At 63.5% G+C, this 26,750-nt stretch carries 22 protein-coding genes and 1 tRNA gene; 15 read left to right on the forward strand and 8 right to left on the reverse strand.

What is annotated here, in order from left to right; all coding sequences use genetic code 11:
* Positions 1 to 211 precede the first annotated feature (211 nt).
* The 4 genes from E4T66_RS14345 (at position 212) to polA (ending at position 5,287) form a co-directional block, all read left to right on the forward strand.
* On the forward strand, positions 212 to 886 hold the full coding sequence (locus E4T66_RS14345) for an NAD(P)H-binding protein (protein ID WP_136849749.1): 675 nt from the start codon (positions 212 to 214) through the stop codon (positions 884 to 886).
* A gap of 157 nt (positions 887 to 1,043) precedes the next feature.
* Positions 1,044 to 1,247: an LPS translocon maturation chaperone LptM gene (gene lptM / locus E4T66_RS14350; protein ID WP_136849750.1), complete on the forward strand. Its 204-nt coding sequence runs from the start codon at positions 1,044 to 1,046 to the stop codon at positions 1,245 to 1,247.
* 33 nt (positions 1,248 to 1,280) lie between these two features.
* On the forward strand, positions 1,281 to 2,528 hold the full coding sequence (gene lysA / locus E4T66_RS14355) for a diaminopimelate decarboxylase (protein ID WP_136849751.1): 1,248 nt from the start codon (positions 1,281 to 1,283) through the stop codon (positions 2,526 to 2,528).
* Positions 2,525 to 5,287 (forward strand): DNA polymerase I, encoded by a 2,763-nt coding sequence (polA, locus tag E4T66_RS14360; RefSeq protein ID WP_136849752.1) that lies wholly within the window; start codon positions 2,525 to 2,527, stop codon positions 5,285 to 5,287. The genes lysA and polA overlap by 4 nt, the downstream gene beginning before the upstream one ends.
* A 317-nt stretch (positions 5,288 to 5,604) precedes the next feature.
* Here the strand turns inward: polA and E4T66_RS14365 are convergent, their stop codons facing one another.
* Positions 5,605 to 7,746 carry an EAL domain-containing protein gene (locus E4T66_RS14365; RefSeq protein WP_169577638.1) on the reverse strand — a complete coding sequence of 714 codons (2,142 nt, stop codon included), beginning with the start codon at positions 7,744 to 7,746 and terminating at the stop codon, positions 5,605 to 5,607.
* Positions 7,739 to 8,392, reverse strand: a complete 654-nt coding sequence (gene yihA / locus E4T66_RS14370) for a ribosome biogenesis GTP-binding protein YihA/YsxC (RefSeq protein WP_136849754.1) — start codon at positions 8,390 to 8,392, stop codon at positions 7,739 to 7,741. Before yihA ends, E4T66_RS14365 begins: the two co-directional genes overlap by 8 nt.
* A 164-nt stretch (positions 8,393 to 8,556) precedes the next feature.
* On the opposite strand from yihA, the gene E4T66_RS14375 reads away from it, so the two are divergent.
* The 3 genes from E4T66_RS14375 (at position 8,557) to E4T66_RS14385 (ending at position 10,773) form a co-directional block, all read left to right on the forward strand.
* Complete coding sequence (locus E4T66_RS14375) at positions 8,557 to 9,189, forward strand: c-type cytochrome (RefSeq protein ID WP_136849755.1); 633 nt, start codon at positions 8,557 to 8,559, stop codon at positions 9,187 to 9,189.
* 17 nt (positions 9,190 to 9,206) lie between these two features.
* Positions 9,207 to 9,863: a thiol:disulfide interchange protein DsbA/DsbL gene (locus E4T66_RS14380; protein ID WP_136849756.1), complete on the forward strand. Its 657-nt coding sequence runs from the start codon at positions 9,207 to 9,209 to the stop codon at positions 9,861 to 9,863.
* A gap of 61 nt (positions 9,864 to 9,924) precedes the next feature.
* Positions 9,925 to 10,773 carry a M14 family murein peptide amidase A gene (locus E4T66_RS14385; protein ID WP_248679720.1) on the forward strand — a complete coding sequence of 283 codons (849 nt, stop codon included), beginning with the start codon at positions 9,925 to 9,927 and terminating at the stop codon, positions 10,771 to 10,773.
* A gap of 28 nt (positions 10,774 to 10,801) precedes the next feature.
* On the opposite strand, the gene E4T66_RS14390 is transcribed toward E4T66_RS14385, so the two are convergent.
* The 3 genes from E4T66_RS14390 to lpxL form a co-directional block, all read right to left on the reverse strand.
* The gene (locus E4T66_RS14390) at positions 10,802 to 11,980 is read right to left on the reverse strand and encodes a L,D-transpeptidase family protein (RefSeq protein ID WP_136849757.1); all 1,179 of its coding nucleotides are present in this window, start codon (positions 11,978 to 11,980) and stop codon (positions 10,802 to 10,804) included.
* Between the two features lie 56 nt (positions 11,981 to 12,036).
* On the reverse strand, positions 12,037 to 13,110 hold the full coding sequence (locus E4T66_RS14395) for a tetratricopeptide repeat protein (RefSeq protein ID WP_136849758.1): 1,074 nt from the start codon (positions 13,108 to 13,110) through the stop codon (positions 12,037 to 12,039).
* A 62-nt stretch (positions 13,111 to 13,172) separates the two neighbouring features.
* The gene (lpxL, locus tag E4T66_RS14400; RefSeq protein ID WP_136849759.1) at positions 13,173 to 14,120 is read right to left on the reverse strand and encodes an LpxL/LpxP family Kdo(2)-lipid IV(A) lauroyl/palmitoleoyl acyltransferase; all 948 of its coding nucleotides are present in this window, start codon (positions 14,118 to 14,120) and stop codon (positions 13,173 to 13,175) included.
* Between the two features lie 43 nt (positions 14,121 to 14,163).
* Here lpxL and waaA point away from each other — a divergent pair, with 43 nt between their 5' ends.
* A complete protein-coding gene (waaA, locus tag E4T66_RS14405; RefSeq protein ID WP_136849760.1) occupies positions 14,164 to 15,426 on the forward strand; it encodes a lipid IV(A) 3-deoxy-D-manno-octulosonic acid transferase in 1,263 nt (420 codons plus the stop codon).
* 21 nt (positions 15,427 to 15,447) lie between these two features.
* On the opposite strand, the gene E4T66_RS14410 is transcribed toward waaA, so the two are convergent.
* Entirely contained in the window at positions 15,448 to 16,065 is a 618-nt protein-coding gene (locus tag E4T66_RS14410; RefSeq protein WP_136849761.1) for an ATP-dependent Clp protease proteolytic subunit, read from the reverse strand.
* A gap of 71 nt (positions 16,066 to 16,136) precedes the next feature.
* A complete protein-coding gene (gene rarD, locus E4T66_RS14415) occupies positions 16,137 to 17,027 on the reverse strand; it encodes an EamA family transporter RarD (protein ID WP_136849762.1) in 891 nt (296 codons plus the stop codon).
* Positions 17,028 to 17,280: 253 nt separating this feature from the next.
* Between rarD and E4T66_RS14420 the strand changes: the two genes are divergently transcribed.
* The 3 genes from E4T66_RS14420 (at position 17,281) to E4T66_RS14430 (ending at position 19,565) form a co-directional block, all read left to right on the forward strand.
* Positions 17,281 to 18,276, forward strand: a complete 996-nt coding sequence (locus E4T66_RS14420) for a GGDEF domain-containing protein (RefSeq protein WP_136849763.1) — start codon at positions 17,281 to 17,283, stop codon at positions 18,274 to 18,276.
* Between the two features lie 82 nt (positions 18,277 to 18,358).
* Positions 18,359 to 18,435 (forward strand) — tRNA-Arg (locus tag E4T66_RS14425).
* Between the two features lie 281 nt (positions 18,436 to 18,716).
* Complete coding sequence (locus tag E4T66_RS14430) at positions 18,717 to 19,565, forward strand: SDR family NAD(P)-dependent oxidoreductase (RefSeq protein ID WP_136849764.1); 849 nt, start codon at positions 18,717 to 18,719, stop codon at positions 19,563 to 19,565.
* 53 nt (positions 19,566 to 19,618) lie between these two features.
* Here the strand turns inward: E4T66_RS14430 and E4T66_RS14435 are convergent, their stop codons facing one another.
* Entirely contained in the window at positions 19,619 to 20,701 is a 1,083-nt protein-coding gene (locus E4T66_RS14435) for a Rieske 2Fe-2S domain-containing protein (RefSeq protein WP_136849765.1), read from the reverse strand.
* Positions 20,702 to 21,158: 457 nt separating this feature from the next.
* On the opposite strand from E4T66_RS14435, the gene E4T66_RS14440 reads away from it, so the two are divergent.
* The 4 genes from E4T66_RS14440 to E4T66_RS14455 all read left to right on the forward strand — a co-directional run bounded on the left by E4T66_RS14440 (position 21,159) and on the right by E4T66_RS14455 (position 26,677).
* Positions 21,159 to 22,289, forward strand: coding sequence for an acyl-CoA dehydrogenase family protein (locus E4T66_RS14440; protein WP_367396759.1), 1,131 nt, complete (start codon positions 21,159 to 21,161; stop codon positions 22,287 to 22,289).
* Between the two features lie 42 nt (positions 22,290 to 22,331).
* Complete coding sequence (locus E4T66_RS14445) at positions 22,332 to 24,080, forward strand: FAD-dependent oxidoreductase (protein WP_136849767.1); 1,749 nt, start codon at positions 22,332 to 22,334, stop codon at positions 24,078 to 24,080.
* A 44-nt stretch (positions 24,081 to 24,124) separates the two neighbouring features.
* The gene (locus E4T66_RS14450; RefSeq protein ID WP_169577639.1) at positions 24,125 to 25,675 is read left to right on the forward strand and encodes a cellulase family glycosylhydrolase; all 1,551 of its coding nucleotides are present in this window, start codon (positions 24,125 to 24,127) and stop codon (positions 25,673 to 25,675) included.
* Positions 25,676 to 25,765: 90 nt separating this feature from the next.
* The gene (locus tag E4T66_RS14455) at positions 25,766 to 26,677 is read left to right on the forward strand and encodes a DUF1295 domain-containing protein (RefSeq protein ID WP_136849769.1); all 912 of its coding nucleotides are present in this window, start codon (positions 25,766 to 25,768) and stop codon (positions 26,675 to 26,677) included.
* Positions 26,678 to 26,750 lie beyond the last annotated feature (73 nt).

Consider the following 26,750-nt stretch of genomic DNA (forward strand, 5'->3'; position numbering starts at 1 on the left):
CATCTTCCAGAAGAGACAACGGGAAAATCGTCAGGAATGCGACATCCAGGGCGCCGGGCCAGCGGCGCTGGCGTGGTCGGAGCAACGGCCACAGACCTTGCGCGGAAGTCTGCAATCCACCGCCGAAGTCGGCGCCAAGCCCCGACCTGCGTTCGCAGTCCAGCGCCTTGCCTTACACTGCTGCGCCTTGAAGGAGGCTGGATAGCAACGCATGTCCCGAACCGAAACCCGTACTGCCCTCATTGCAGGCGCCACTGGCCTGATCGGCAACCTGCTGCTGCAGCGCCTGTTGAACGATCCGGTGTATGGCGAGGTGCGTGTGCTGTCGCGTCGTCCGCCAAGCGTGACGAATGCCAAGCTGCGCGTGTTGCTCAGTGACTACAGCGACCTGAGCACGCTGGGCGAAGCCTTGAATGTCGATGATGTGTTCTGCTGCCTGGGGACCACGATCATGACCGCCGGTTCACGCGCGGCGTTCGAGGACGTCGACTACCGCATGGTTGTCGAGTTGGCGCAGGAATGCCGCGCTGCCGGTGCGAAGCGCTTTTTGGTGGTGTCCGCCGTTGGCGCGTCGGAGCGCGCGATGGCCTTCTATTCGCGGGTCAAGGGCCACATGGAGCGCGTGGTGTCGGCGCTGGATTTCGAGGCGGTGCATATCCTGCGCCCGTCACTGTTGCTGGGCGAGCGCGGTGAGCGCCGGCCGGGTGAGGCAGCCGCGCAGAAGCTGGCGCCGTTGATGGCGCCCCTGCTGAGCGGTCCGTTGGCGCGTTATCGGGCGGTCGCGGCCGACGACGTGGCTGCGGCCATGCAGCTGCTGGCGCAGAGCGGCAAGCATGGCGTTCATCTGCATCATCTGCCGCTGTCGGGCCTGGGTGAGCGCGTTTGAACGTGGGCGGATGCCCGAAGTGAACTGATTTCGGCGCGCCGCTCGTCTATGCTTTGCACCCGGTCCGGCGATTGACATCCGCCATGCCACACGGCGTATTGCGCAGGTACAGCCGCACTCGATCCAACATTACGATTTTCTTTGTCAGGCTCCCACAATGATCGACCGCCGCTTGATTGCCGCCAGTCTGCTGTTGTGTCTGACCGCCTGTGGTCAGTCAGGCGCGTTGGTGCTGCCGGACGAAGATGAAGCCGTGATCCCGGCTCCCGCACCGACGCCCGCACCGACCCCGGTGCCGGCAGCAGATTCCAGCATCACCCCCGAGCGCAGCGACGCTCAAACCGCGCCGACCGATCGCTAGATCGATCGCGCCTACCGCAGGACGAGCACAGCAGTGGACTATTTCGAGTATCGCGACGCCGAGTTGTATGCCGAGAAGATTCCGGTAGCGCGTATCGCGCAGGCACACGGTACGCCGTGTTACATCTATTCCCGCGCGACCCTGGAACGGCATTTTCGGGCGTTTGACGAGGCGCTGCACGGCCTCGACCATTTCGTTTGCTACGCGGTCAAGGCCAATTCAAACCTCGCCGTACTGCAAGTGCTGGCCAAGCTGGGCGCAGGCTTCGATATTGTCTCCGGCGGTGAGCTGTTCCGTGTGCTCAAGGCCGGTGGCGAGCCGTCGCGCATCGTGTTTTCCGGCGTCGGCAAGACCGAGGCGGAAATGCGTTCGGCGCTGGAAGCCGGCATCTACTGCTTCAACGTCGAATCCGAAGCCGAGCTGCAGCAGTTGAATGCGGTGGCTCGGCAGCGCGGCCAGCGCGCACCGATCGCGCTGCGGGTCAATCCGGATGTCGATGCCAAGACGCACCCGTACATCTCGACGGGTCTGAAGAGCAACAAGTTCGGTGTGGATATCGCGACCGCCGAACGTCTGTACCTGGAGGCATCGAAACTCGACGGGATCGAGATCGTCGGCGTCGCCAGCCACATTGGCTCGCAGCTGCTCGACGTGTCGCCGTTCCTAGACGCGCTGGATCGTGTGCTGGCGCTGATCGACCGCTTGCAGACGGCGGGTATCAAGCTGCGTCACATCGACGTCGGTGGCGGTCTCGGCGTGCGTTACCTGGATGAGAATCCGCCGGAGCCACGCGACTGGGCGCTGGCGATCCGGCCGAAGCTGGCCGACCGCGGGCTGCGCATCCTGACCGAACCGGGTCGTGCGATCGCCGGTAACGCCGGCATTCTGGTGACCAAGGTGCTGGGCCTGAAGGGTACTGACGAAAAGTCTTTCGCGATCGTCGATGCGGCGATGAACGATCTGCTGCGCCCGACCCTGTATCAGGCGTGGATGAACATTGTGCCGGTGAAGCCGCGCAGTGACGTGCCCGAGCGCAACTACGATGTCGTCGGCCCGGTCTGCGAAACCGGTGACTGGCTGGGCAAGGACCGCGCGCTGGCGATCAAGGCAGGTGATCTGCTCGCGGTGCGCACGGCCGGTGCCTATGGTTTCACGATGGCATCGAACTACAACACGCGGCCGCGCGCGGCCGAGGTGCTGGTCGATGACGACTTCGTGCATCTGGTGCGTGAGCGCGAGACGCTCGAGGATCTGGTGCGCGGCGAGCGTCTGCTGCCATGAACGAGGCGCGCACGTCGCCCGAAAAACCATTGATTCTGGTTGATGGATCGAGCTGGCTGTTTCGTGCGTATCACGCGCTGCCGCCGCTGACCAATGCCGAGGGCATGCCGACCGGCGCCGTGTTCGGCATGGGCAACATGCTGCGCAAGTTGCTGAAGGACTACACACCTGAACGTATCTGCGTGGTGTTCGATCCCAGCGGCGACACTTTTCGCAATGCCTTGTATGCCGAGTACAAGGCCAATCGCTCGGAGACGCCGGAAGATCTGTCGGTGCAGTATCCGTCGATCCTTGAGCTGATCGAAGCGATGGGGCTTCCGCAGATCACCGTCCCGGGAGTCGAGGCGGACGACGTGATCGGCACCCTGGCGCGCGCCGCCGCGGCGCAGGGTGAGCCCGTGCTGATCGTCACCAGCGACAAGGACATGGCGCAGCTGGTCGATGAGCGCGTGTCGCTGCTGGACACGATGAAGAACCGGCGCATGGATCCGGGCGGCGTGGTCGAGAAGTTTGGCGTATCGCCAGAGCGCATCATCGACTACCTCGCGCTGATGGGCGATACCAGCGATAACATTCCGGGTGTGCCGATGGTCGGTCCCAAGACCGCGGCAAAATGGCTCAATGAATACGGCACGCTGGACGATCTGATCGCGCGCGCCGACGAGGTCAAGGGCAAGGCCGGTGAAAACCTGCGTGCGCACCTGACACAGCTGCCGCTGGCGCGCGAGCTGGCAACGATCAAGCTCGACGTCGAGTTGCCGGTGACGCTGGATTCTCTGCAGCCACGCGAACCGGACCGTGAACGCCTGCGCGCGTTGTATCGCAAGCTCGGTTTCAACCGGCTCGCTGACGAACTCGACGGCCCTACCGCGAAGGCGGAGCCTTCCGAGGGGGCTGAAACACCGCCGCCGCATGTCAATGCGGCTGAGACCGAGGTCACCACGGTGCTGGATCAGGCGAGCTTCGATGCGATGCTGGCGGCACTGAACGCGGCCGAACTGGTCTGCTTTGACACTGAGACCGACAGCCTTGATGCGAATCAGGCCCAGCTGGTCGGCCTGGCGTTCGCGGTTGAAGCCGGTCGCGGCTGGTATGTGCCGGTGGCGCATGACTATCTGGGCGCGCCGGACCAGCTCGATCGCACGGCGGTGCTCGAGGCACTGCGTCCGCTTCTTGAGGATCCGAACAAGCCCAAGCTTGGTCAGCACCTCAAGTACGACCTCAATGTACTCGCTGCGCATGGCGTGCAGGTGCGTGGCGTCGCCCACGACACCATGCTGCAGAGCTATGTGCTCGACGCGGCCGGCAACCGCCACGACATGGACACTCTGGCGCTGAAGTATCTGGGGCACCAGACCATCAAGTTTGCGGACGTTGCCGGCAAGGGCAAGGGTCAGATCACCTTCAATCAGGTGTCGATCGACAAGGCCGCGCCCTATTCGGCCGAGGACGCCGACATCACGCTGCGCTTGCATCAGACCCTGTATCCGCAGCTCGCGGCAGAACCGGCGCTGAAGAAGGTCTACGAGACCATCGAAATACCGCTGGTGCCGGTGCTCGCGCGAATCGAGCAGACCGGGGTCAAGGTTGACGTCGCACTGCTGCGCACGATCAGCAGCGAACTGGCCGAGCGCATGGCGCAGTTGCAGACCGAAGCGCATCGCGAGGCCGGCGGCGAATTCAATCTGGGTTCGCCGAAGCAGCTCGGGGTGATCCTGTACGAGCAGCTGGGTCTGCCCGTGTTGGGGAAGACCCCGAAGGGAGAGCCTTCGACGGCCGAGGACGTGCTGGAAGAACTCGCGGCTCAGCACCCGCTGCCGCGGCTGATCCTGGACTGGCGAGCGATGCAGAAGCTGCGTTCGACTTACGCCGAACAATTGCCGCTGGCCGTGAATCCGCGTACCGGCCGTATTCATACCTCCTACCATCAGGCGGTGGCGGCAACCGGACGGCTGTCGTCGTCCGATCCGAACCTGCAGAACATTCCAGTGCGTACGGCGGAGGGGCGTCGCATCCGGCAGGCCTTCATTGCCGAGCCCGGTAACGCGCTGCTGGCGATCGACTATTCGCAGATCGAGCTGCGGCTGATGGCCCACTTTTCAGGCGACCCGCGCTTGCAGCACGCCTTCGCCCAGGGCCAGGACATCCATCAAGCGACCGCGGCCGAGGTCTTTGGTCTGCCGCTGGACGAGGTCCCGACCGAGCGTCGGCGCGCAGCCAAGGCAATCAACTTCGGGCTGATCTACGGCATGTCCGCATTTGGGCTGGCACGCCAGCTCGGGATTCCGCGCGGCGAGGCGCAGGAGTACATCGATCGCTTCTTCGGGCGCTACCCCGGGGTCAAGCACTTCATGGACACCACGCGAACGCAGGCGCGCGAGCGCGGCTATGTCGAGACCCTGTTCGGCCGCCGCCTGTATCTGCCGAACATTGCCTCACGCAACCAGGGCCTGCGCCAGTACGCCGAGCGTACCGCTATCAATGCCCCTTTACAGGGTACGGCGGCCGACCTGATCAAGCTGGCCATGCTGGACGTTTCCGCGTTTCTGGCGGAGCGGGCGCCCGCGATCCGCATGATCATGCAGGTCCACGATGAATTGGTGTTCGAGGGCCCCGAGGCCGAGATCCGCGCCCGGGCTGCCGAAATTGCCGGGCGCATGTGCCGTATTTCCGCTCTTGATGTACCGCTGGTCGCCGATTGGGGCGTCGCGTTGCAGTGGGATGCCGCACATTCCGCCGAAGGCCATGCAAGCAGTTAAAAACAAAAGAAATTTAAATTTTTGACGGCCAGCATCTCGACGCATTTTCGGTCCGTCCGGCGCGCTAGGTCTTTGATTTTTCAGGTTCAGCCCGGGTTCAGCCAGCCGGCATCGGCGGGGCCGTGAACTTTGCGTTTGAACTTCTTCGCCGCGACCCCATCTAATCTTCCGAGCGGCGATTCTCCCTAGTCCCGCTCCCCGCCTCACTCCCTGGGCGGGTCCGGCATCCCCCATAAGCCGGAAAGCGTGGCCCGGTGATTTCCCCCTAAATCACCGGGCTTTTTTTATGTCCGTCTGCGCCTGACGCAAGGCCACGCTCAGATCATTACCGATCCCATCTTGTTGATTGCGCTGCCCTGGACGTAGTCGACGCCGGCGCTCTTGAGCCAGTCGACCGCGTCGGTTGATTCGATGTTGATCGCCGCAGTGCGGCGGTTCAGCAGATGCGCCGCCTTGCAGATCCACTCCAGGTGCGTGCGATCCAGTGCGTCGTGGCTGATGTTGGCGGTGACGCTGGGATGGATCTTCATGTAGTCGAACGGCAGATGACGCAATTGCGTCACGCCCATCGTGGTGTGGCAGCGATCCAGGGCAAAGCGCACGCCCGTGGGGCGCAGCAGTTCCATGAAGCGCTGCACGACCGAGGTCTGGTTGATCGCGAAGGCTTCACCGATCTCGAGGCACAGCTTCTCCGCAGGGACATCGGCTGCGGCCAGCAGTTCGAACACTGAAGTGCCGAATTCGGGCTCAAGCAGCGACGATGGCGCCAGATTGAGGCTGACGGCGACGTGTGACTCCAGGATTCTCGGATTGTTGGCCGCTGCGGTGATCAGGCTTTGCAGGGTCCACAGATCCACCCGATGCGACTGACGCAGCCGCTCGACCGCGGGCAGATAGTGCCCGGGTTCAAGCCACACGCCGTCGTCGTCTTCGACGCGGATGAAGAACTCCATCAGCGGTAGACCGTCAGGCTCGGTCAGCGGGCGCATCTCCTGAGAGATCAGATGGGCGCGGCCGTCCTTCATTCGGGGCAGCAACCAGTCCAGCCAGACCTGGTCGTCGCGATGACGGTTTTTCGCGGCCTCGTCAGGAATCCGCTGCAGAACCTGATTGCCACCGCGGTTCTTGGCTTCGGACAGCAGCGTTTCGGCCGCAGCGAGTAACTCGGCACGTTCATTGGTTTCGCGCGTGATCGGCACCAGCGCGATACTGAAGGTGCAGCGGATCTGCTGGCCGTTCCAGATCAGGTCATTGTTTTCCGCGTGAAGCCGTACGCGTTCGGCAACCTCGGCGGCTCGGGCTTCGTCGTGGCCGATCAACAGCGCGGCGAAACGCGCGTTCGAGTAGCGATACCCGGTTCCGGATTCAACGATCGACATCGCGAGGTTCTTGGCCGCATGCCACAAGGCCTGCTCACCGGCCCAGTAACCCTTCTCGTCATTGATGTGGTCGAGGTCGTCAATGCGCAGGAACAAGGCCACATGCTGGGTGCCGGCCGACTTGGCCTCGGCGAGCAGCTCATCAATACGGCGTTCGAACGGCTCGCGCGACAGCAGCGTCGTGGTCCAGTTCTCCATTTCAGCATCGGCCAGCGACAAGCCCGGGTGCGGCGCTGAGGCGGGTGCTGACTCGCTGTCACTGCGGTTGATGCGCACGATGGCACCCAGGGGGGCATTCTTGACGTCGACCACGGACGAACTGGTCACGATCACCGGAACCGGCTCGTTTTCATGATTCAACAGCCGCGCCTGCTGGATCTGCGGAATGGATGAAGTCGACTCCAGCACCCGCGTCAGAAAGTTCGCCAGCGGGTAGTCACGGAACTGTTCGCGATCATCCTGATACAGCGGCACGCTGTCGGCAAAGCGCCGTCCGATCAGGCTTTCGCGTGGGCAGCGCAACAAGGTTGCCGCTGCGGGGCTGGCGCCCAGCACCACGCCTGCGGCGTCGGTCATCAGCAAGGCTTCCTGCGCCATGTTCAGCAGACTGTCGCGCAACTTGATGCCGCCCTGCTGGTCGGCGAGCGTGCGCGCCAGACGTTCGCGCAGGCTGCGGTTCATCTGCAGCACGGCGCCGAGTTGCTGGGTTCGCTGCTCTGCGGTGGTGAGCTCGGTCTGAGAGTGGAGTGCGCTGCGTTTGCGCTGACGACCGAGGTGGCGCCGCAATGACGCGCGTGCGGCAACTTGCGGTTCCTGCTCGTATTCCTTCCAGACGATGCGTGCGGAGATGAGGAACAGCAGCCAGAACACGATGATCGGAAAGTGCGCGCGCAACCAGGACAGTGACACCGGCAGATCGGCCATCTCTGGGAGCCGGGCGACGATGACATCGAACAACAGTGCGATCACGAGCGCGATGGCGGCGGTGGTAACGGTCAGCAAGGACCAGCCGACCAGGGTGCGCGCGCGTCGGCGTCCCAGCATCCGAATCAGGCTGCGTGGCAGCGTCGGGCTACTCATGTTCGTCGATTCCCTCACTCGATTCGAACTCCGCAGGATCGCGTCCGGCCCCCAACCAGTCGCCGAGACGCTGACGACAGGCATCCACCCCCAAGCCTGCCGGTACCGAGAATAACTGGGCCGTCAGCGATTCGCTCGATCCAATCGCGCGCTGCACGCTGAGCAGGGTGTTCTTCGAGGCGCCATAGCTGAGCTTGTCGGCCTTGGTCAGCAGAATATGACAGGCAATCTGTCGCGATACAGCCCAGTCGATCATCTGTTGGTCGAACGGGGTCATCGGATGACGCACGTCCATGATCAGGACCAGGCCGCGCAGGTTTTCACGGTTCTCCAGATAGGCGCCGATCAGCTTGCCCCAGTCGCGGCTGATGTCCTTGGGGACCTTCGCATAGCCATAGCCGGGAAGATCGGCGATACGCCCCTGAGCTGCTTCGAAAAGATTGATCAGCTGAGTGCGTCCCGGTGTCTTGCTGACCCGAGCCAGCGCTTTCTGGCCGCACAACGCGTTGAGTGCGCTGGACTTGCCGGCGTTGGAGCGGCCAACGAAAGCCACTTCCGGACGGGCATCCGTGGGCAGCTGGTTGAGTCGTGCGCAGGACAGCAGAAAGCGGGCGCCGGCGATTGGATTGGGGATTGGTTTGGACATGTTTTCAGGTATCTGGCGGCATCAAGGATACCGGTCCGTCGCCGCGATATGCCATCTGCCGTCCGGCCATGTAAAATCACGCGCTCGAAAGCATCACAATTTCTGCAGGCGGCGCCGGTTTGAAGGATCGCGCGCGCTGCGGTCAATCTCGGGAGTTCCTAGGAATGAAGCGCGTATTGCTGGCTGCACTGCTGTTCGCTCCGCTGTCGGTGTGGGCGGAAACCGCGGGTCAGGATCCGTTTACGCAAGGCAGTGCCGAAGCCGGCGCAGCCAAGGCGGCGGTCTGTGCTGCGTGTCATGGTCCGGGAGGCAACAGCAGCAATCCGGCGTGGCCGAAACTGGCGGCTCAGGGTTCCAGCTACATCTATGCGCAGCTGAAGCAGTTCAAGTCCGGCGCGCGTGTCAACGCGCTGATGGCGGGCCAGGTCGCAGCACTGAGCGACGACGACATGCGCAATCTGGCCGCGTACTTCGCGGCGCAGCCGGCGAGCCCGGGTGTTGCCAGCGAATCGGCAGTCGCGCATGCGCAGCCACTGTATCGCGGCGGTGACGCCGCTCGCGGCGTGCCCGCCTGTGCAGCCTGCCACACGCCGACCGGTACCGGCGTTGAAGCGGCGGCCTACCCGCGCATCGGTGGACAGCATGCCGACTATGTCGCGGTGCGACTGAAAGCCTACCGTGACGCTGCGGCGACCGACCTCCCGGATGGGAACTTCAAGGTCATGGCCGGGGTCGCAGCCAAGTTGACCGATGACGACATTGCTGCGTTGGCGTCGTACGTCAACGGCCTGCAATAAAGTCCTAAGGAACCACTATGCACCCGATCTTTCGCGGCCTGACCGTCGCTGCGCTGTCGATGATGGCGCTTGCCTGCTCCGCAGGCGACGCGCCTGCCCAGTTTTCCGAGGGCAAGCAGTACAAGCAAGTGCGGGAGGTGCAGAAGCCGGTTGATCCGAAGCGCGTCAGCGTCGAGGAATTCTTCTGGTTCGGGTGCCCGCACTGCTACGCCTTCGATCCGACGATCTCGGCCTGGGCCAAGAAAGTGCCAGGCGATGTCGACTTCGTGCGCGTGCCGGCGACCCTCGGCCGGCCGGTCGGCGTGGTCCACGCCAAGGCGTTCTACGCGGCCGAAGCGCTGAACGTGGCGGAGCAGATGCATCTGCCCCTGTTCCAGGCGCTGCAGGAAGGACACAGCATGCTGCAGACTGAGGCGCAGATCGGCCAGATGTTCAACCAGGTGACCGGGGTGCTGCCGGATGTATTCAGCAGCACGTTCAACAGCTTCGCGGTCGATTCGCGCCAGCGCAAGGCCGAGCAGCTGGCGCGGGATTACGGTATTACCGGCGTGCCGACGGTCATCGTCGGTGGCAAGTACATGACCAGTCCGGCGATGGCCAATGGTTTTCCTGAGGCGACTCAGGTGATTGATTTTCTGATCGAGAAAATCCGGCAAGAACGTGCGGGTAAATAAGGTTCTTTCCTCCCAATTTGCAGCCCGGCTGATAGCCGGGCTTTTTATTGGCGCTGCAGCGTTGCCGGCGTCCGCAGTATCGCTGGTTTCGCTGGAGCAGATGTGTGCCCTGATCGGGGGGCGTCTGCAGAGCGTCGAGGTGCAGCAGTGTCTGCAGGCTGGGCTGCGCGTGGGTGACGGTGCCAGCGTGCACGGCTTGCCGTTGCTGTATCGCGACTACCCGCCAACATCGCAACGCGCGTTTCCGCGAAGGATTCTGTTGATCGGCGGGATTCACGGCGACGAGCTGACCGCAGTCAGCGTGGTGTTTCGCTGGATGAAGCAGATCGAAACGGAGCGCTTTCAGCCGTTTCAGTGGCGCGTACTGCCATCGACCAACCCCGATGGTTTGCTGCGCCAGCCATCGACGCGGGTTAACGCCAATGGGGTTGATCTGAATCGCAACTTCCCATCGGTCGACTGGCAGACCGACGCACTCGACTACTGGCAGCGTCGCACCGGGCGCGATGTGCGGCGCTATCCCGGACCGTCCGCGCTGTCGGAGCCGGAAACCCGCTGGCTGGTGGCGCAGATCGAGGAATTCTCGCCGGACGCGATCGTGTCGATCCATGCGCCCTATGGCGTGCTCGACTTTGACGGTCCGGACGAGCCGCCGGAGCAATTCGGCTACCTGCGACTGCATCAGCTGGGAACCTATCCCGGGTCGCTCGGCAACTACGCCGGGGTCAATCGCGGCGTGCCGGTGATCACGCTGGAGCTGCCGCATGCCGGCATCATGCCGAGCGAGCGGCAGTCGCGGAAAATTTGGACCGACATGCTGACCTGGCTGGAAAAGCGGCTGCCGGAGCAGGCCCCGCCGCAAACCGACCGGCTGGAGAATCTGCCGTGGGAATCACAGCCCTGGCATTGAGCGGGGCTGGTACGGCGCAGCGGCGTGTCTAGCGGTTGTCTTCGCGCACGATCTTGAACGCGCCGGAGGCCGTCTGCGTCCAGTATTGCTGCTTGCGCGTGGTTACCGAATAGTTGTCCGAGTGATAGTCCATCGTGAACTCGGCCAGCAACAGCGGCTTGTCGGCGCCGGGATAACGGAACAGGCTGAGGTCACGCAGCTTGATGTCGATGAATTTCTTGCTGGCATTGACGCGGCGCTTGTGCGCGGCAAAGCGTGCGCGTGACATGTCGTCGGTGCTGAAGCTGTCGTCGTAGTACGACAGATAACCTTCGGTATCTTTCGCCGCCCATTTGGCGCGCCAGTCCTCGACGGCACTGGCAAACTCATCGCGCAGTGCTGTAACGGCCGCTGCGGGAACCCATTCGACTTCGTCGCTGAGGATCACCGGCGTCTGGCCGAAGCGCACGAACGGGCGCAGCGCCTGGAGATCGTTGTTGGCCATGGTGACGCAACCTTCGCTCGACAACGGCGGCCGGCTATAGGTGTTGCGTGGCACGCCGTGCAACCAGATGCCGGAACCGGTGCGGCGCAGCGCGCGGTCCCAGACATTCGGGTAATCCAGCGGCAGCGCGCCGGAGCCATACAATTCGGGCAGCTCCGCATCAGGAATCCAGCGCGTCACGTGGTACAGGCCGACCGGCGTGCGCATGTCCCCCGCCACCTGCTTGCGTGCGCCGTTCTTTCCCATGGCCGCATAGCTGTGTTGCACCAGCGACAGTTTGCCGTCCTCATTCTTGAGCACGTAGAGGCGCGCACGAGGAAGGTCGACCAGCACCAGATTCCGGTAGCTGTCGGCAAGCTGCAGGACGGTGTTCGGAACCGCGCCGGCGGGGGGCACCGCTTTCTCACTGGCCAACCGGACCTTGGCTTCGTCCGCCAGATCACGCAGGCGTGCTGCGCTCTCCGGACTGGTTTCGGGCAGGACCGAGTTGCCCGACCCGGACACCGCAGCCAGCAGCTCGCCATAGACCAGTTGCGCCAGATGAAACTCCGGGGCAGCGGCAGTCAGGTCGCGCAGAGTCGACAGCGCATCGGCGGATTGCCCGGCGCGCAGCTGCTCGACGGCCGCGTTGAACTGCTCTTCCGGGCTTGATTGCTGTGTCGCCGCGAGGCTGGCAATGCCAGCGGCAACAACCGCGAGCCGGAAGCGAATGGCGAGACCCATCGGCGATTACGACTCCGAGTCAGCGGGGGATGCGATCCGATGTGACAGCGACGACATCAGCGCGAGTACTCGCGAAGGATGGTCCAGCTGCTGCCGTTGCGCTTGAAATCAAGCACTTTGACGACGCTGTCCTTGAAGTTGTCGGACGTATAGTTCTGGCGGAAGCTGACGCTCGCGCGATCGTCGGCGCCGGCACTGAAGCTGGTCTCGGCCACCTTCACGCTGATCTTCTTGGGTGCCGAGATGCGAGCGCGCCGCTGGGTTTCCCAAGCACTGCGCGACAGGCCGCCTTCCGGCGTGAAGTCGGCGTCATATGCCGCGAAGTAGGCGTTCAGATCCTGCGACGACCAAGCGGCTGCCCAGGCTTCGACGGCTGACTGCAGGCCGGCCTTGTCGGCATCGCTGAGCGCCGGCGCGGTGGGGGCGGCGGCTTCAACCGGCGCTGCCGCTGCCGCCGGCGTCTCGACCGCAGGTTCGACTGCTGCCGGTACTGGAGTCTCGGCGACAGCTACGGCGGGAGCCGGCATGACGGCTTCGGCGGCGGGCGTCTGCGGTGCGGCACTTGGAACCGGGGTCGGCGCGATGGCCACCGCTGCCGGCGCTGGCGGTACCGCGACCGTGGTCGAATCCAGATCGTTGATCAGCGCCAATTTGCGGCGCAATCCCTGATTTGCGGCATCCAGCTGCAGCGCGCGGTTATACGCGGCGCCGGCCAGCGCGGCGTAAATATCCCCGAGATTTTCATGTGCGGTCGCATAGGTCGGGTGCGTCGCCAGTGCAGCTTCCAGTGCGTCGCGAGCCTTCTCGTAATCGCCCTGAGCGGCGTACAGCACCGCGAGATTGTTGAACGGTTCCGGCAGTTGCGGATAGTCGCGGGTCAGGTCCGCGAACACCTGGATCGCTTCCTTGTTGCGATTCAGGCGCGCCAGTGCGAGACCGCGCGTGAAGCGCGCTTCGGCGTCCTGCGGATTCTTCTTGACGTGCGCGTCCAGCAGCTTGAGCGCATCGTCAGCTTTGCCCTGCGACATCAGGGTCTGTGCTTTGGCGAGCGTATTGTCGTCGGCGGCAAAAGCTGCCGGAGCAAGGGCGAGAGCGGCGGCAACAGCGACGGCACGGTAGAACGGATACATGCGCAAAAATCCCCTGAGCTTGACGGTGCGCACTATACCAGCCCGGTTCGCTGCTTGATCGATCAGCCCGACGACGGGCGGCGCTTGGGGGTACGCGCGTAGACCGGCGGGTATTCCGGCGGCAGACCCTTGTAGCGTTTGTGGACCCAGAAATACTGAGCCGGTGCCAGCATCACGCCCTGCTCGATCACCTGATTGACGCGGGTGGCGTCGGCGACCTCATCGGTGCCAGGAAATTCCGTCAGCGCCGGCAGGAATTCGATGACGTAGCGACCGGCAACGCGGCGCGGGAAGTACGGCACCACCTTGGCGCGGCCCATCTGGGCCAGCCGGGAGGTGGCGGTGATCGTGCGTACCGGCGTCCCGAAGAACGGTGCATAGACGCTCATGCGCATATCGAGGGTCTGGTCCGGCGCGTACCAGATCGCGTGTCCGCTACGCAGGCTCTTGACCAGGCGTCGCAGATCGTCGCGCGGCAGCGCTGGCAGGCCGGAGCGACCCTCACGCCAGTGATGCATCAGGTGGTCCATGACCGCGTTGTTGTAGGGCCGGTACATCGCATGAAATGGGCGTCCGGCAAGACACAGGAAGCGCGCGCCGATTTCCAGCGTGGTGAAGTGCCCGGTCAGCAGCAGGACGCCGGAACCATCCGCCATCGCGGCGTCGAGATGCTCCAGGCCGACGACCTCGCCACGGTGGCGCAGTCGCCAGTCCGGCGCAAACCAGGCCAGCGCGGTTTCGAACACCCCGGCGCCGAGTGCGCGAAAATGTTCATCGACCATGCGCTCGCGCTGTTGGGGGTCGAGCTGAGGAAAGGCTAGGCCAAGGTTGGTCCGCACGACGTCGCGGCGGCGTTTCAGCAGGCGCCCGGCGAGCCAGCCGATCTGCGTGCCAAGGAACATCTGCAACGCAATGGGCAGCCAGCTGATCAGCCAGACCAGCCCCACACCAGACCAGGTGGGCCAGTGGCGCGGGTGCAGCAGGGCGGCGTGGAAGCGTGGAGCGGCCATCGGTGAATTGTAGCCGGCGCGGCGTGCCCGCTACCCTGTCGCGATGCGCACCCTCTATACCTTGTTGTTGTACCTGCTCACGCCCCTGGTGGTGCTGCGGCTGCTGTGGCGTTCGCGCGAGCTGCGCGACTACCGTCTGCGCATGCCGGAACGCTTCGGCTATGTGCCAGGACCGGACGCGCCGGTCGCGGTGTGGGTCCACGCGGTTTCAGTGGGCGAGTCGCTGGCTGCGCTGCCCCTGATCCGCGCGCTGGTGGCGCGATACGGCGAACGGCGCGTCTGGGTCACCACCACGACCCCGACCGGTTCGGCGCGAGTGCTGGAGGCTTTGGGCAACACAGTGCTGCACAGCTATGCGCCGTATGACCTGCCGCATGTGGTGGCGCGCTTTCTGCGCCGGGTGCGTCCGCAGCGCGTGATCATCATGGAAACCGAGTTGTGGCCGAATCTGTTCCGCGCGCTGCGCCGGAGCGGGGTGGCGCTGACGATCGCCAATGCACGACTGTCGCCGCGCTCGTTTCGAGGTTACGGCCGGGTGCGGGGTTTTGCGGCGTCGACCCTGGGCGATTGCAGCCTGATCGCGGCGCAGAGCGCAGCCGACGCCGAGCGATTCCGGGCGCTGGGGGCACCTGCGCAGCGCGTCGAGGCGATCGGCAATCTGAAATTCGATCAGACGATCCCGGAATCGCAGCTTCAGATTGGCGCGATGCTGCGCAAGTGGATCGGTCGGCAGCGTCCGGTGTGGATCGCCGCCAGCACCCATGAGGGCGAGGATGCTTTCATGCTTCAGGCACATCGCCAGCTGCGCGAGGCATTGCCCGATGCGTTGCTGATTCTGGTGCCGCGTCATCCACAGCGCTTTGATGCGGTGGCGCGCCTGGTTGAGAGCTCCGGCCTGGGCCTGACGCGACGCAGTGCGCTGGATCTGGCCAAGCTGCCGCCGTCGCCCGACGCGACGGCCGTGCTGCTGGGTGACAGCATGGGGGAAATGTTTGCGTACTTTGCTGCCAGCGATGTGGCATTCGTTGGCGGTTCGCTGGTCGCGATCGGGGGGCACAATGTGTTGGAGCCCGCGGCGCTGGGTCAGCCGGTGTTGTTCGGCCCGCACATGCACAACTTCGTCGCTGCGCGCGACCTGCTGCTGGAGGCTGGCGCCGGCCTGGAGGTTGACGCTGAAACATTGGGGCCACTGCTCAAGATGCTGTTGAGCGACCCCGCACAACGCCAGCGCATGGGGGATGCAGGGCGCGCCGCGGTCGACCAGAACCGCGGCGCATTACAGCGTCTGCTGGATCGCGTGGTGTGAACCACGCGACGGGCACGAAGACTAGTCGAGATCGGCGGCGCTGCTGACGATGCGCCCCACCAGGCCGTACTCCTTGGCTTCTTCGGCGGACATCCAGTAGTCGCGCTCGGTATCGCGCGTGATGCGCTCGACCGGCTGTCCGGTTTCCCGCGCATAGATCTCGTTGAGCCGCTGACGCATGCGCACGATTTCCTTGGCGTGGATTGCAATGTCCGACGCAGTGCCGCCGGCGCCGCCGGACGGCTGATGCAGCAGGAAGCGGGTGTTCTGCAGGCTGATGCGGTTTTCCGGTTTGGCGGCCGAATAGATCAGCGAGCCAGCGCTGGCGACCCAGCCGGTGCCGATGATCTGCACTTCGGACTTCACGAACTTGATCATGTCGTAAATCGTGTCGCCCGACTCGACGTGACCACCCTGGCTGTTGATGAAGATGCGGATGCGGTCGTTGGACTCGGCGTCCAGCGCCAGCAGCCGGGCGGTGACGGCTTCGGCCAGCTTCTGGTTGATGCCGCCGTAGATCAGAATCGTACGGGCCTTGAACAGGCGCTCCTCGAGACCGCGATTGCGTGCTGCGGCGTCCTCGGGTTTTGGTTCGCGCTCGTCCTCATCCTCGAAGCGTGCGGCATCTGGGCTGCGCATCCATTGACTCCTGAAATATCGAATGTGGCACTGCCGGAGGCCGGCAGCGCGCGAATGATCGGGTAGCGATTCTAGCCTTGCTGCTGCGCGACTGCAGGAGGACGCCGCCGGTTTCGCAACAGGCCGTCGACGGCGTACAAACCCAGCGCGGCCCAGATGCAGCCAAAGCCGATTGCCTGTATCGATGAAAACGGTTCGTGAAACAGCCAGATTCCGCACAGCAACTGCAGCGTCGGCGCCAGATACTGCAGGATGCCGACCATCGACAGCGGAATGCGCCGAGCGCCGATGGCGAACAGAATGAGGGGCAGCGCCGTGACCAGGCCGCCCAGCACCAGCAGTGTGTCCGTCCGCGTATCGATATGACCGAAACCGCCGCCGCCATGGGCCTCCTGCCACAGCAGAATCGACAGGGCCGGCACAAACAGCAGACCGCTTTCGATCATCAGACCCTGGACGGCAGGCACCACCGCGAGTTTGCGGATCAGGCCGTAGCCGCCAAATGAAAGCGCCAGTGCCAGCGCAATCCAGGGCGGGTGTCCGGCCTGCAGCGTCAGCCACAGCACCCCGAGGCCGGCGACGCTCACCGCCGCCCACTGCACCCGATTCAGGCGCTCATGGAGCACCACGACGCCGAGCAGCACGCTGACCAGCGGATTGATGAAATAGCCGAGACTGGTTTCGACGATGAAGCCGGCGTTGACCGCCCAGATGTACAACCACCAGTTGATCGAAACCATCAAGGCGCTGGCGGCCAGCATGCCGATCAGCTTGGGCGACAGCGCGCGCAGCCAGGACCAGCCGCCGCGCAGGCTGAGCCAGACCGCGACGAAGGCTGCGCACCAGACAATGCGGTGCGCCATGATCTGCAAAGCCGGGACGTGGTGCAGCAGTTTCCAGTAGATCGGAAACAGTCCCCACAGCAGGTAGGCGCCGGCGGCCGCGAACAGGCCTTGACGCATGGCCGATCCAGAGGAAAAGGGCCGGCAGTGTAGCGGGTCGACCAGGGGTTGCGTCAGGTTCGCGTGATCCCGACGGCGAGCGATCGGCCGCCAGCGGATCGGCCGGTCGATTCGTCTGGAAATGCCGTTCGCCGGCAGGGTTCGGCCGACTTTTTGACATCGCCGCGCTGCGGATAGTCATGCTGGATCCGTCTGACATGGCGCCGGGCGTCTGGCTTGAGGACGCCCCCCTTTCGCGGCGTAGAATGCACAGATGACATCCGCCTGGGACCAAGGTTTCGATCATCTGCCGCCCTATCGCGGATCGGGTGCGGATGCCCCCTCGGTGTTCTGGCCGCAGCAGCACGCGCAACTCCTGCAGCGTGCGCCAGAGCGCTATTCCGAGATGGTGTCCAGTATCTCGGCCTTTGGCATTCATTTGATCGATCGGCGCGGAATCATTCGCAGCTGGAATCACGGTGCCGAGAAGATCACCGGGCTGCAGCGCGATCAGGCCGTCGGCCGGCCCTTCGAGCAGCTGTTTCCAACCGCAGCGATTGCCGAAGGCATTCCGCGCCGAACGCTGGAATTCGTCCGTGCCCACCAGCGCTGCAGCGACGAGCAGCGTCGTGTTCGTGGCGATGGCACCGAATTCATTGCACAGACGACGCTGGATCTGGTGCGCAGCGAGAGTGGCGAGCTGCTTGGGTTCGTCGAGGTGTTTCAGGATGTCACCGAAGCGCGTCAGCGCGAGCAGCAGTTATATCAGCGTGCGACCCGGGATCCACTCACCGGCGTCAGCTCGCGCGGACATCTGCTTGAGCTCGCAGACAATGAGCTGGAGCGTGCCCGACGCTTCTCAGAACCTTTGTCGGTGCTGTTGCTCGACATCGACCATTTGAAGCGCATCAATGACACCTATGGGCAGGAGGTCGGTGACCGCACGCTGATCGCCGTGACCAAGGCCTGTGTCGATAACAGCCGCAAGATCGACAGTGTCGGCCGCATCGGCGGCGAGGAATTTGCGGTGGTTCTGCCGCGCGCGAACAAGCAGCCCGCGACGGAAATGGCGCAGCGCCTTCGCCGCGCAATCGGCGAAATCCGAGTGCCGACCAGCGGTGGGCGTGAGATTGGCGTCACCGTCAGCATCGGCGTCGCAGCGATGCGCCCCACCACGCGGGACTTCGCCGAGCTGTTGCGACAAGCCGATGTAGCGCTGTATCAGGCCAAGCGCGAAGGCCGTAACCGCGTGCAGGTCTGGTTCGAATAAGCGCGGAAGGCAAGGCGCTGCCTGGCGCCTGTGGATTCGGCGACGACAATCGCCACCGACTTCACTAGAATGAGCGCCCCACGCGCCCGTAGCTCAGCTGGATAGAGTATTGGTTTCCGAAACCAAGGGTCACAGGTTCGAATCCTGTCGGGCGCACCAAATTCTCAAATCGGATATCGCGTCGCATCAGCGATGAGTTGTCTGAAGCAGACGATTCGAACCTGTGACAAGCCATGCAGGGTTCGACACGCCGGCGTCAGCCGGCTTGACCCTCCCCGCCTTGCGGGAACGGTCCGCAGGGCGCGCGCAGTGAGTCATCCTGTCGGGCGCACCACTTTCAAAATGGTCTACCTCCGTGTGCCGTCGATCCGGCTTCGCGGAGTCGCGTGCCGGCGCGGTGTCAGGGATGATGGTCCTTCTGAGCGCACTTGGGGACGAGCATGACTGCCATTCAGACACTTTCGAAGCGGGTGGCGCTGGTGACGGGCGCCAGCCGTGGGATCGGAAGAGCGATCGCGCGCCGCTTGGCGGCACAGGGGGCCTCAGTTGTGGTTTCGGCCTCGCCGCGCTCGGAGTCGGGTCTGCGCGAGACCTGCGAGCTGATCAGCGCCGCTGGAGGGCAGGCCGCCGCCGTGGTCACCGATCTGGCGGATGCATCAATGCGGGCAGAGCTGGTGAGTCGGGCTGCAGCCGCGTTCGGTGCGATCGACATTCTGGTCAATAACGCTGCCACGATTACCGCATATGCGCCGCCGAGCCGCATCGATGCCGCAGCGCGGCAGGCGATGTTCGAGATCAATTTTCATGCGCCGGTGGATCTGATCCAGCAGGCCGTGCCGGGCATGCTGGAGCGCGGCTGGGGTCGCGTGCTCAACATCAGCAGCGAGACGGCGCGGCAGCCGGCCATTCCCTACCCCGGGCCGGCAAAGTTTGTTCACGCGCTGACGCTGTATGGCTGCTCTAAGTCTGCGCTGGAGCGGTACACGCTGGGCCTCGCGGCTGAGCTGCATGGCAGCGGAGTCGGGGTGAATGCGTTGATGCCGTACAAGATCGCGCATTCGGAGAGTGCTGCGGAGATCGCGCAGCGGATGTCCGCTGCGCATCCCGATTGGGTTGAGCCGGTCGAAATGATGGCCGAAGCGGCGTATCAGCTGATCAGCGGCACGCATACCGGCTGGATTGCGGTTAGCCGTGATGTGCTGCAGCGGCTGCAGGTACCGCTACTCGCTTTGGATGGAGCGACGCCGCTGGGGGACGCGCTAACGCTGGATACCTTGATCCGGCGTTAAACCGACAGCGCCCGAACGAATCGGGCGCTGTCGTCTGTGTTTCGAGGATCGATTCAGGCGGCTTGCGTGGTGGGTGCGCCGTCCATGCCGCGAGCGTGGTAAATGCCTTCGACCGGTTTCAGGATCTCGTCGCGCATCGAGCGCGGATTGTAGAACTGCCTGTACCACGCGCGCTGCTTGAGGAACGGACCGTCGCCTTGAACATACAGGCCGCGAATATTCGGGCGCTTGTATTTCCAGACTTCGAAGTCCTGCGCGAACGCGGCCAATGCCATTGCCTGATACTGGCGTGCAATTTCGACGTCCTGCTCGGTGTAGGCGGGCTGGCCAGTGGGCGACTTCACCATCAATCCGTGCCAGACGTAGGCGCTGCCGTCGTCAACCGGGGTATGTGCGATATAGATGTACGAGTCGTGCGTGCCGGTCATCTTGGTGATCAGCAGGCTGGGGCCGGTGTAGGTCGCGGTGGTCTCAAGCAGGGGTCCGCCTTCGGTCGTCAGGGTACGATGGCCACCGCCCATGCGCTGCACGGCAACCTGGCCGCGGAACTCGTTCTCGAAGTATTTCGTCGTCGAGCCGTGGATCGGTCCGAAATGCGCGACGTCGGTGATGTTGTCGAGGATCTCCTGCGTATGGCAGTTGACCACGCCCAGATCGTCGAACGCGATCGGCACCCACGACGGATCGCCGCATTCCGGAATGACCGGGAGTTCGTAGTCCGGCTCGCCGCCTTCGGGGTCATGCCAGACGAATACCGCACCCATGTGTTCCTGCACCTGCCACGCGCGGACCTTCGCCGCTGGAGGAATCGGCCCGGTGCTGTACGGAATCTGGTTGCACTTGCCATCCGGGCCAAAACGCCAGGCGTGATACGGGCAGCGGATCGAATCGCCCTCGACGGCGCCGTCCATCGACACGTATGAGGTGGAGTTACGTCCGAGGTGCGTGCCCATGTGCGGGCAATAGGCGTCGAGCAGAATCACCTTGCCGCTCTGCTTGCCGCGATACAGCGCGAACTCCTGGCCAAAGAACTTCACACCCTGCGGTGTATCGGTCACCTTCGCCGACTCGGCGATCATGAACCATCCGCGAGGGAACGTGAATTCGCCCAGCTCGTATTCCGCAGTAGTTGCCATCGTGTTGCTCCGCGCGCCGCGGATGAGACCCGGCGGCTGCCTTTGTGATCTGTCGAGTCGCGGGCCGACCTGCCCACAAGTACGGCGCCAGTGTGGGAACTCGACTGCAGCGCGACATCACCCGTTTGAATGAACTGCCGGTGTCGCCGACGGGCGGTGTTGTACGGCGCAAACCGGACCGTCGGTGACTACGGGATCGCATCCATTGATGAACCATGGACGTATCCGCATGGCCTGCAAGCGTGAATGGTCGCGGGTCCCACTGTGGACGCTGAGTAGTCACTTCGGACGATCCTGAATCGGGCCGTTGTATGAAAAAGTGCAGGCTTGACGAGGCATGCGTGCGACAGCGCGACACGCCGTACATGACAGAGGCAAGGAGAACGCAGTGTCGACGCAAACCCAATCCAAGACGTCCCCGATCAGTCCTGATGTGCTGGTACAGCGGGCGCGCGACATGATTCCGCGACTCAAAGAACGTGCGGCTCAGTGCGAAGCCGAACGCAAGGTGCCGGACATCACGGTCGCTGAAATGCAGGAAGCCGGATTCTTCCGCGTGCTGCAGCCGAAGAAGTACGGCGGCTACGAGATGGACCCGCAGGTGTTCTACGACGTGCAGATGGCGCTGGCCGAAGGCTGCATGTCGACGGCGTGGATCTACGGCGTCATCGGTGTGCACAACTGGCAGATTGCACTGTTCGATCCGCGTGCCTCCGAGGATGTCTGGGGCGCGGGCGATACCGACGTGCGAATTGCCTCGACCTACATGCCCAAGGGACAGGTCACGCCGGTGGAAGGCGGTTTCAAGTTCAGCGGACGCTGGGGTTTCTCCAGCGGTATCGATCATTGCCAGTGGGTGTTCCTCGGCGGCCTGATTTTCAACGAAGGCCAGCCACCGGAGTACCGCACATTCCTGTTGCCGCGTTCGGACTTCGAAGTCATCGATACCTGGCATGTGATGGGTCTGAAGGGCACCGGATCGAAAGACATCGTGGTCAAGGATGTGTTCGTGCCGGAGTACCGCACGCACAAGGCGTCGGACGGTTTCATGGGCACCAATCCGGGACGCGAGACCTTCACCTCCGATCTGTACAAGCTGCCGTTCGGGCAGATCTTCGTGCGCGCGGTGTCGACTGCGGCCATCGGCGGGCTGCAGGGTGCGCTGGATACGTTCCTGGACTTCGCCCAAGTGCGCGTCGGTGACATGGGCAACAAGACCTCGGAGCAGGCGCCAGCACAGCTGGCCGCGTCCGATGCGGCGCTCGCGGTCGACGAGATGAAGCTGGTGCTGCAGCGCAATTTCGACGTGCTGATGAACAAGATCCGTGCGCATCAGCCGCTGGATGACATCCGCCAGCGCAGTCATTTCCGCTATCAGGCGGCGCAGGTGGTGGAGCGGTGCGCGCGCCACACTTATCAGCTGTTCTCGGCCTGCGGCGGTCGCGGCATCTTTCTCGACTTTCCGTTGCACCGCTATCTGTCCGACATGATGGCTGCGCGGGGTCACTACGCGAACAATCCGGAACAGTTCGGTCGCAACTACGGCAGCGTGCTGCTGGGCAAGGAAAACACGGACTACTTCCTGTAAGTGCAGGCAGATCCAGGTCCGGAACGTGTGGGGGAGACATCAGTGAGCAATCAGGCAGGTCAGGGGTTCGATCAGGAATTCGATGTCATCGTTGTGGGTTCCGGCGGTGGCGGCATGACTGCGGCGCTGTGTGCCAAGAGCCACGGTTTGTCTGCGGTCGTGCTCGAGAAGGACGCCTACTATGGCGGCACCAGCGCGGTCTCCGGCGGCGGCATCTGGATTCCCTGTAACGACGACATCGCGCGTACCGGCGGTTCCGATTCCTTTGATGAGGCGATGACCTACCTGAAGGGTCTGATCGGCGACGAAGTACCGGAATCTCGCATCGCGGCGTATCTGAAAACGGCGCCGGAGATGGTGCGCTTTATGGCGCGGACTTTCGGTGTGCGATTCCGCAACGTGCCGAAATATCCTGACTATTACCCGAACAGACCGGGCGGCAAGGAAGGCTGGCGCTCGATGGAGCCGGCTGAATTTGACGCACGCTTGCTGGGTGACGAGTTCGATCATCAGCGTGAGGCGTTCAAGGGCACCTTGCTGATGGGCCGGATCGCGATGGACCAGGTTGAAGCGCATACCCTGTTCTCGCGCGGTCCGGGTTGGGTCTGGCTGACGATCAAGCTGTTGCTGAAATATTGGCTGGATTTCGGCTGGCGTCGGCGCACGCATCGGGATCGCCGGCAGGTGCTGGGGCAGGGCATGGTCGCGGCAATGCGTTACGCGATGATGCAGAACAATGTGCCGCTGCAGTTGAAGACCGGGATGGAGTCCTTGATCGACGATCAGGGACGTGTCGTCGGTGTCGTGGTCAAGCGTGACGGACGCACGCTACGGTATCGCGCCCGTCGCGGCGTGGTGCTGGCCTGCGGCGGTTTCGAATCCAATCCGCAGATGCGGGAACAGTATCTGGCCAAGCCAACCAAGGTCGAATGGACCGCGGCACCGCCGATCAACCACGGCGACGGCATTCGTGCCGGTCAGGCCTTGGGCGCTGCACTCAAGCATATGGATCTGGTTTGGGGTTCGCCGACGGTGCGCCGGCCGGGCGCTGCACAGCAGATCACCCTGTTCGTCGAGCGCGGCATGCCGGGTTGCGTCGCCGTCAACAAGAAGGGTCAGCGCTTCGTCAACGAAGCTGCAGCCTACCCGGACTTCCGCAACGCGATGTACGCCGACGATGCCAAGGGTAATGGCACTGTGCCGTGCTGGCTCGTGTTCGACGCAACCTTCCGCTACAAGTACCCGATGGGCATTTTTCTGCCGGGCCAGATCGAACCGGATTCCAAGCTGCCCAAGGACTGGCTCGACAACGTCTATTACAGGGCCGATACGCTGGATGCGCTGGCCGGCAAGATTGGCGTCGACGCGCAGGGGCTGAAGGCCAGCGTCGCGAAGATGAACGAGTACGCCAAGACCGGCATCGATCTCGAATTCCACAAAGGCGAGACCGCGATCGACCGCTATTACAGCGATCCCAGCGTCAAGCCGAACACCTGCCTGGGGCCGATCCTCAAGCCGCCGTTCTATGCCGTGCGCATGGATGCGGGTGAAATCGGAACCAAGGGCGGATTGGTAACCGACGAAGACGCACGCGTGTTACGCGAAGACGGGAGCGTGATTCCGGGCCTGTATGCCACCGGCAATACCTCGGCCCCGGTGATGGGACCGACCTATGCCGGCGCCGGCTCGACCCTGGGTCCGGCCATGGCGTTCGGGTACGCCGCGGCGCAGCACATCGCAAAAGACACGAACGCCAATGTAGCGTCGAGCCAGGTCGCAGCCGCGGCCTGAGCAGGGATGGCCCGCGGAATGCGGGCAGCAGGGGGAGACGAATGATGCATCGACGTGCCGCACGGGGGTGGCTGGTTGCTGCAGGGCTGACAGCGGGGTTGCTTTCAGCCTGTGGCGGGGACAGCGCGTCCACGGCAAAGGGTGTCGAGCCTGTGCGCGCCAAGTTGACGCAATCCGGGCGATGGCTGATGGATGCCGATGGCCGGGTCGTCGTGCTGCATGGCTTCAACATGGTGGCCAAGCGGCCGCCGTATCGGCCATCGGCACTGGGGTTTGGTGCCGACGATGCCGACTTCATCGCCAGCCAGGGATTCAATACCGTGCGCCTCGGATTGATCCACAAGGGCTTCGTTCCCGAACCCGGTCACTATGACGCTGCCTATCTGGATGACATTGCCGCGACGGCTGAGCTCCTGACCGCGCGTGGAATCTACGTGCTGCTGGATTTTCATCAGGATCTCTACAACGAGCGCTATCAGGGCGAAGGCTTTGCGGACTGGGCGACGCAGGACAGCGTTGCCGGTGATCCGGCTGATTCGCCGCGCTGTGCCCAAGGTTTTCCAGTCAACATCTTCACCTGCGACGCCTTGTGGGAAGCCTTCGACCGGTTTCTGGGGATCAACGGCGAGACGCCTGCGCAGAGCGCGCGTGGCATGAGCTTGCAGGATGAGTTTGCCGAGGCCTGGACGCAGGTGGCGCAACGCTTCGTCAAGATGCCGGGCGTGTTCGGGTATGACCTGCTGAACGAACCTTATCCCGGCAGTGCGACGCTGACCTGCCTGAATCCCTTGGGGTGCCTGGGGGACCAGGACACGGCGCTGACGGCGTTTCATCAGCGCGTGGTGGATGCGATCACCATCGTGGATCCGCAGACCGTGCTGTTCTACGAACCCTACGCGACCAATTTCAACGCAGGCTTTCCGACCGCACACGGTGAGTTGCATGGCGCCAACGGCTTCGGGCTGAGCTTCCACAACTATGCCTGCCCGTTCGGCGTCGTGGGGATTCCGCCGGAACTGGGCCTGGGCACGCTGTGTGGCCCGCTATTCGAGCAGAGCGTCTTCGGCAACGCCGAGGCCCAGGCGCAGAAATATCCGCAGACGCTGCTGCTCAGCGAATTTGGTGCGACTGACGATATCGATGCGATCACACGGATGGTCGATCTGGCCGATGCCAACCGTGTGTCGTGGCAGTACTGGGCATGGTGGAACGAGGACGTCTGCTGTGAACGTCCGGACGAAGGCGTCATCGATCACCCTTCGAATCCTCCGACCGCGGAGCATCTCGACCAGGCCAAGCTTGACGCGCTGGTGCGGCCGTTCCCACGGCGAATCGCCGGAACGCCGGAGGCATGGTCGTTCAGCGCCGGCACCCGTCAATTCGAACTGAGCTATCTGATCAAGGCGGCCGATGGCTCCACCCGCGACATGCATGGCGCGCTGACCGAGGTCTGGGTGCCGCGGCGGCACTATCCCAATGGTTACGAAGCCAGCGTTGACGGCGCTGATATCGTGTCCGCCGCGGATGCCGAAGTGCTGCAGCTGCGCGCACGTACGGATGCAAGCTCGGTGCAGCTGGTACTGACGGCGCGATAGAGCGCCTGATCGCGCTGACGTTTGTGAACGTTCTTTGCTGGTCGATGATTGGATCGCAGCCTCACCCTGCTGTCCTACGGAGAAGCTGAGATGGGCAAGACTGCAGTGCTGTTGATCGCAACGCTGATCCTGATTCCGCTGCTTGCATTGAAGTTCGATCACCCACTCAGCGCCGAACAATGGCAGCTGCTTCACTCAGTTGGCGTCATCATGCTGTGCTTCGCTGCGGCGTGTTTCGTTCTCGGCGAGCTCACTGGCAATGTCAGCCAGGTCGACAAGCTCTGGAGCATCACCCCGGTGGTCTATGCCTGGTATCTCGCAATTGCGGGTGCAGGTGCAGAGGGGATCGATCCGCGCATGCTGCTGATGGCGGTGCTGGCCACCGTATGGGGTGTCCGACTGACCTACAATTTTTCACGCCATGGTGGGTACAGCTGGAAGTTCTGGACGGGTCACGAGGACTACCGCTGGGCACATGTACGTCAGAACCCTGGCTTGAATACGCGCCTTGGTTGGACCTTGTTCAACCTGTTCTTCATTTGCCTGTACCAGAATGCCTTGCTGCTGCTGATCGCGTTGCCGTCGCTGATGGTCCACGGCGCAATGCGCCCGCTCGGTGTGCCGGATCTGTTGCTGGCGCTGGCGTTTCTGGGGCTGGTCGTATTTGAAATGGTGGCGGACCAGCAGCAGTGGAACTTCCAGGCGGAAAAACGGCAGCGCGCTGCGCGCGGTGAGGTTCCGCCGTCCGGCTTCATCAAGACCGGACTGTGGGCACGCTCACGTCATCCCAACTACTTCGCCGAACAATCGATCTGGGTAGTGTTCTTTCTGTTCAGCGTCGTGGCGACGGGCCGATTCAACTGGAGCATCGCCGGTTGCGCGCTGCTGATCCTGCTGTTCCAGGGCAGCGCCAATCTTGGCGAACGTATTTCCCGGTCGAAATATCCGGATTACGCGGACTATCAGCGCCGCGTCCCACGCTTCGTTCCGCGCATATTCTGAGCGCGGTGTCGCGTGCGCAAATCGGGATCATGCTCCGCTGAGTGACGGCGTCGTATAGTCGCCGCTCGATCGG

It is taken from the genome of Sinimarinibacterium arenosum (genome assembly GCF_005047655.1).
Lineage (GTDB): Bacteria > Pseudomonadota > Gammaproteobacteria > Nevskiales > Nevskiaceae > Solimonas.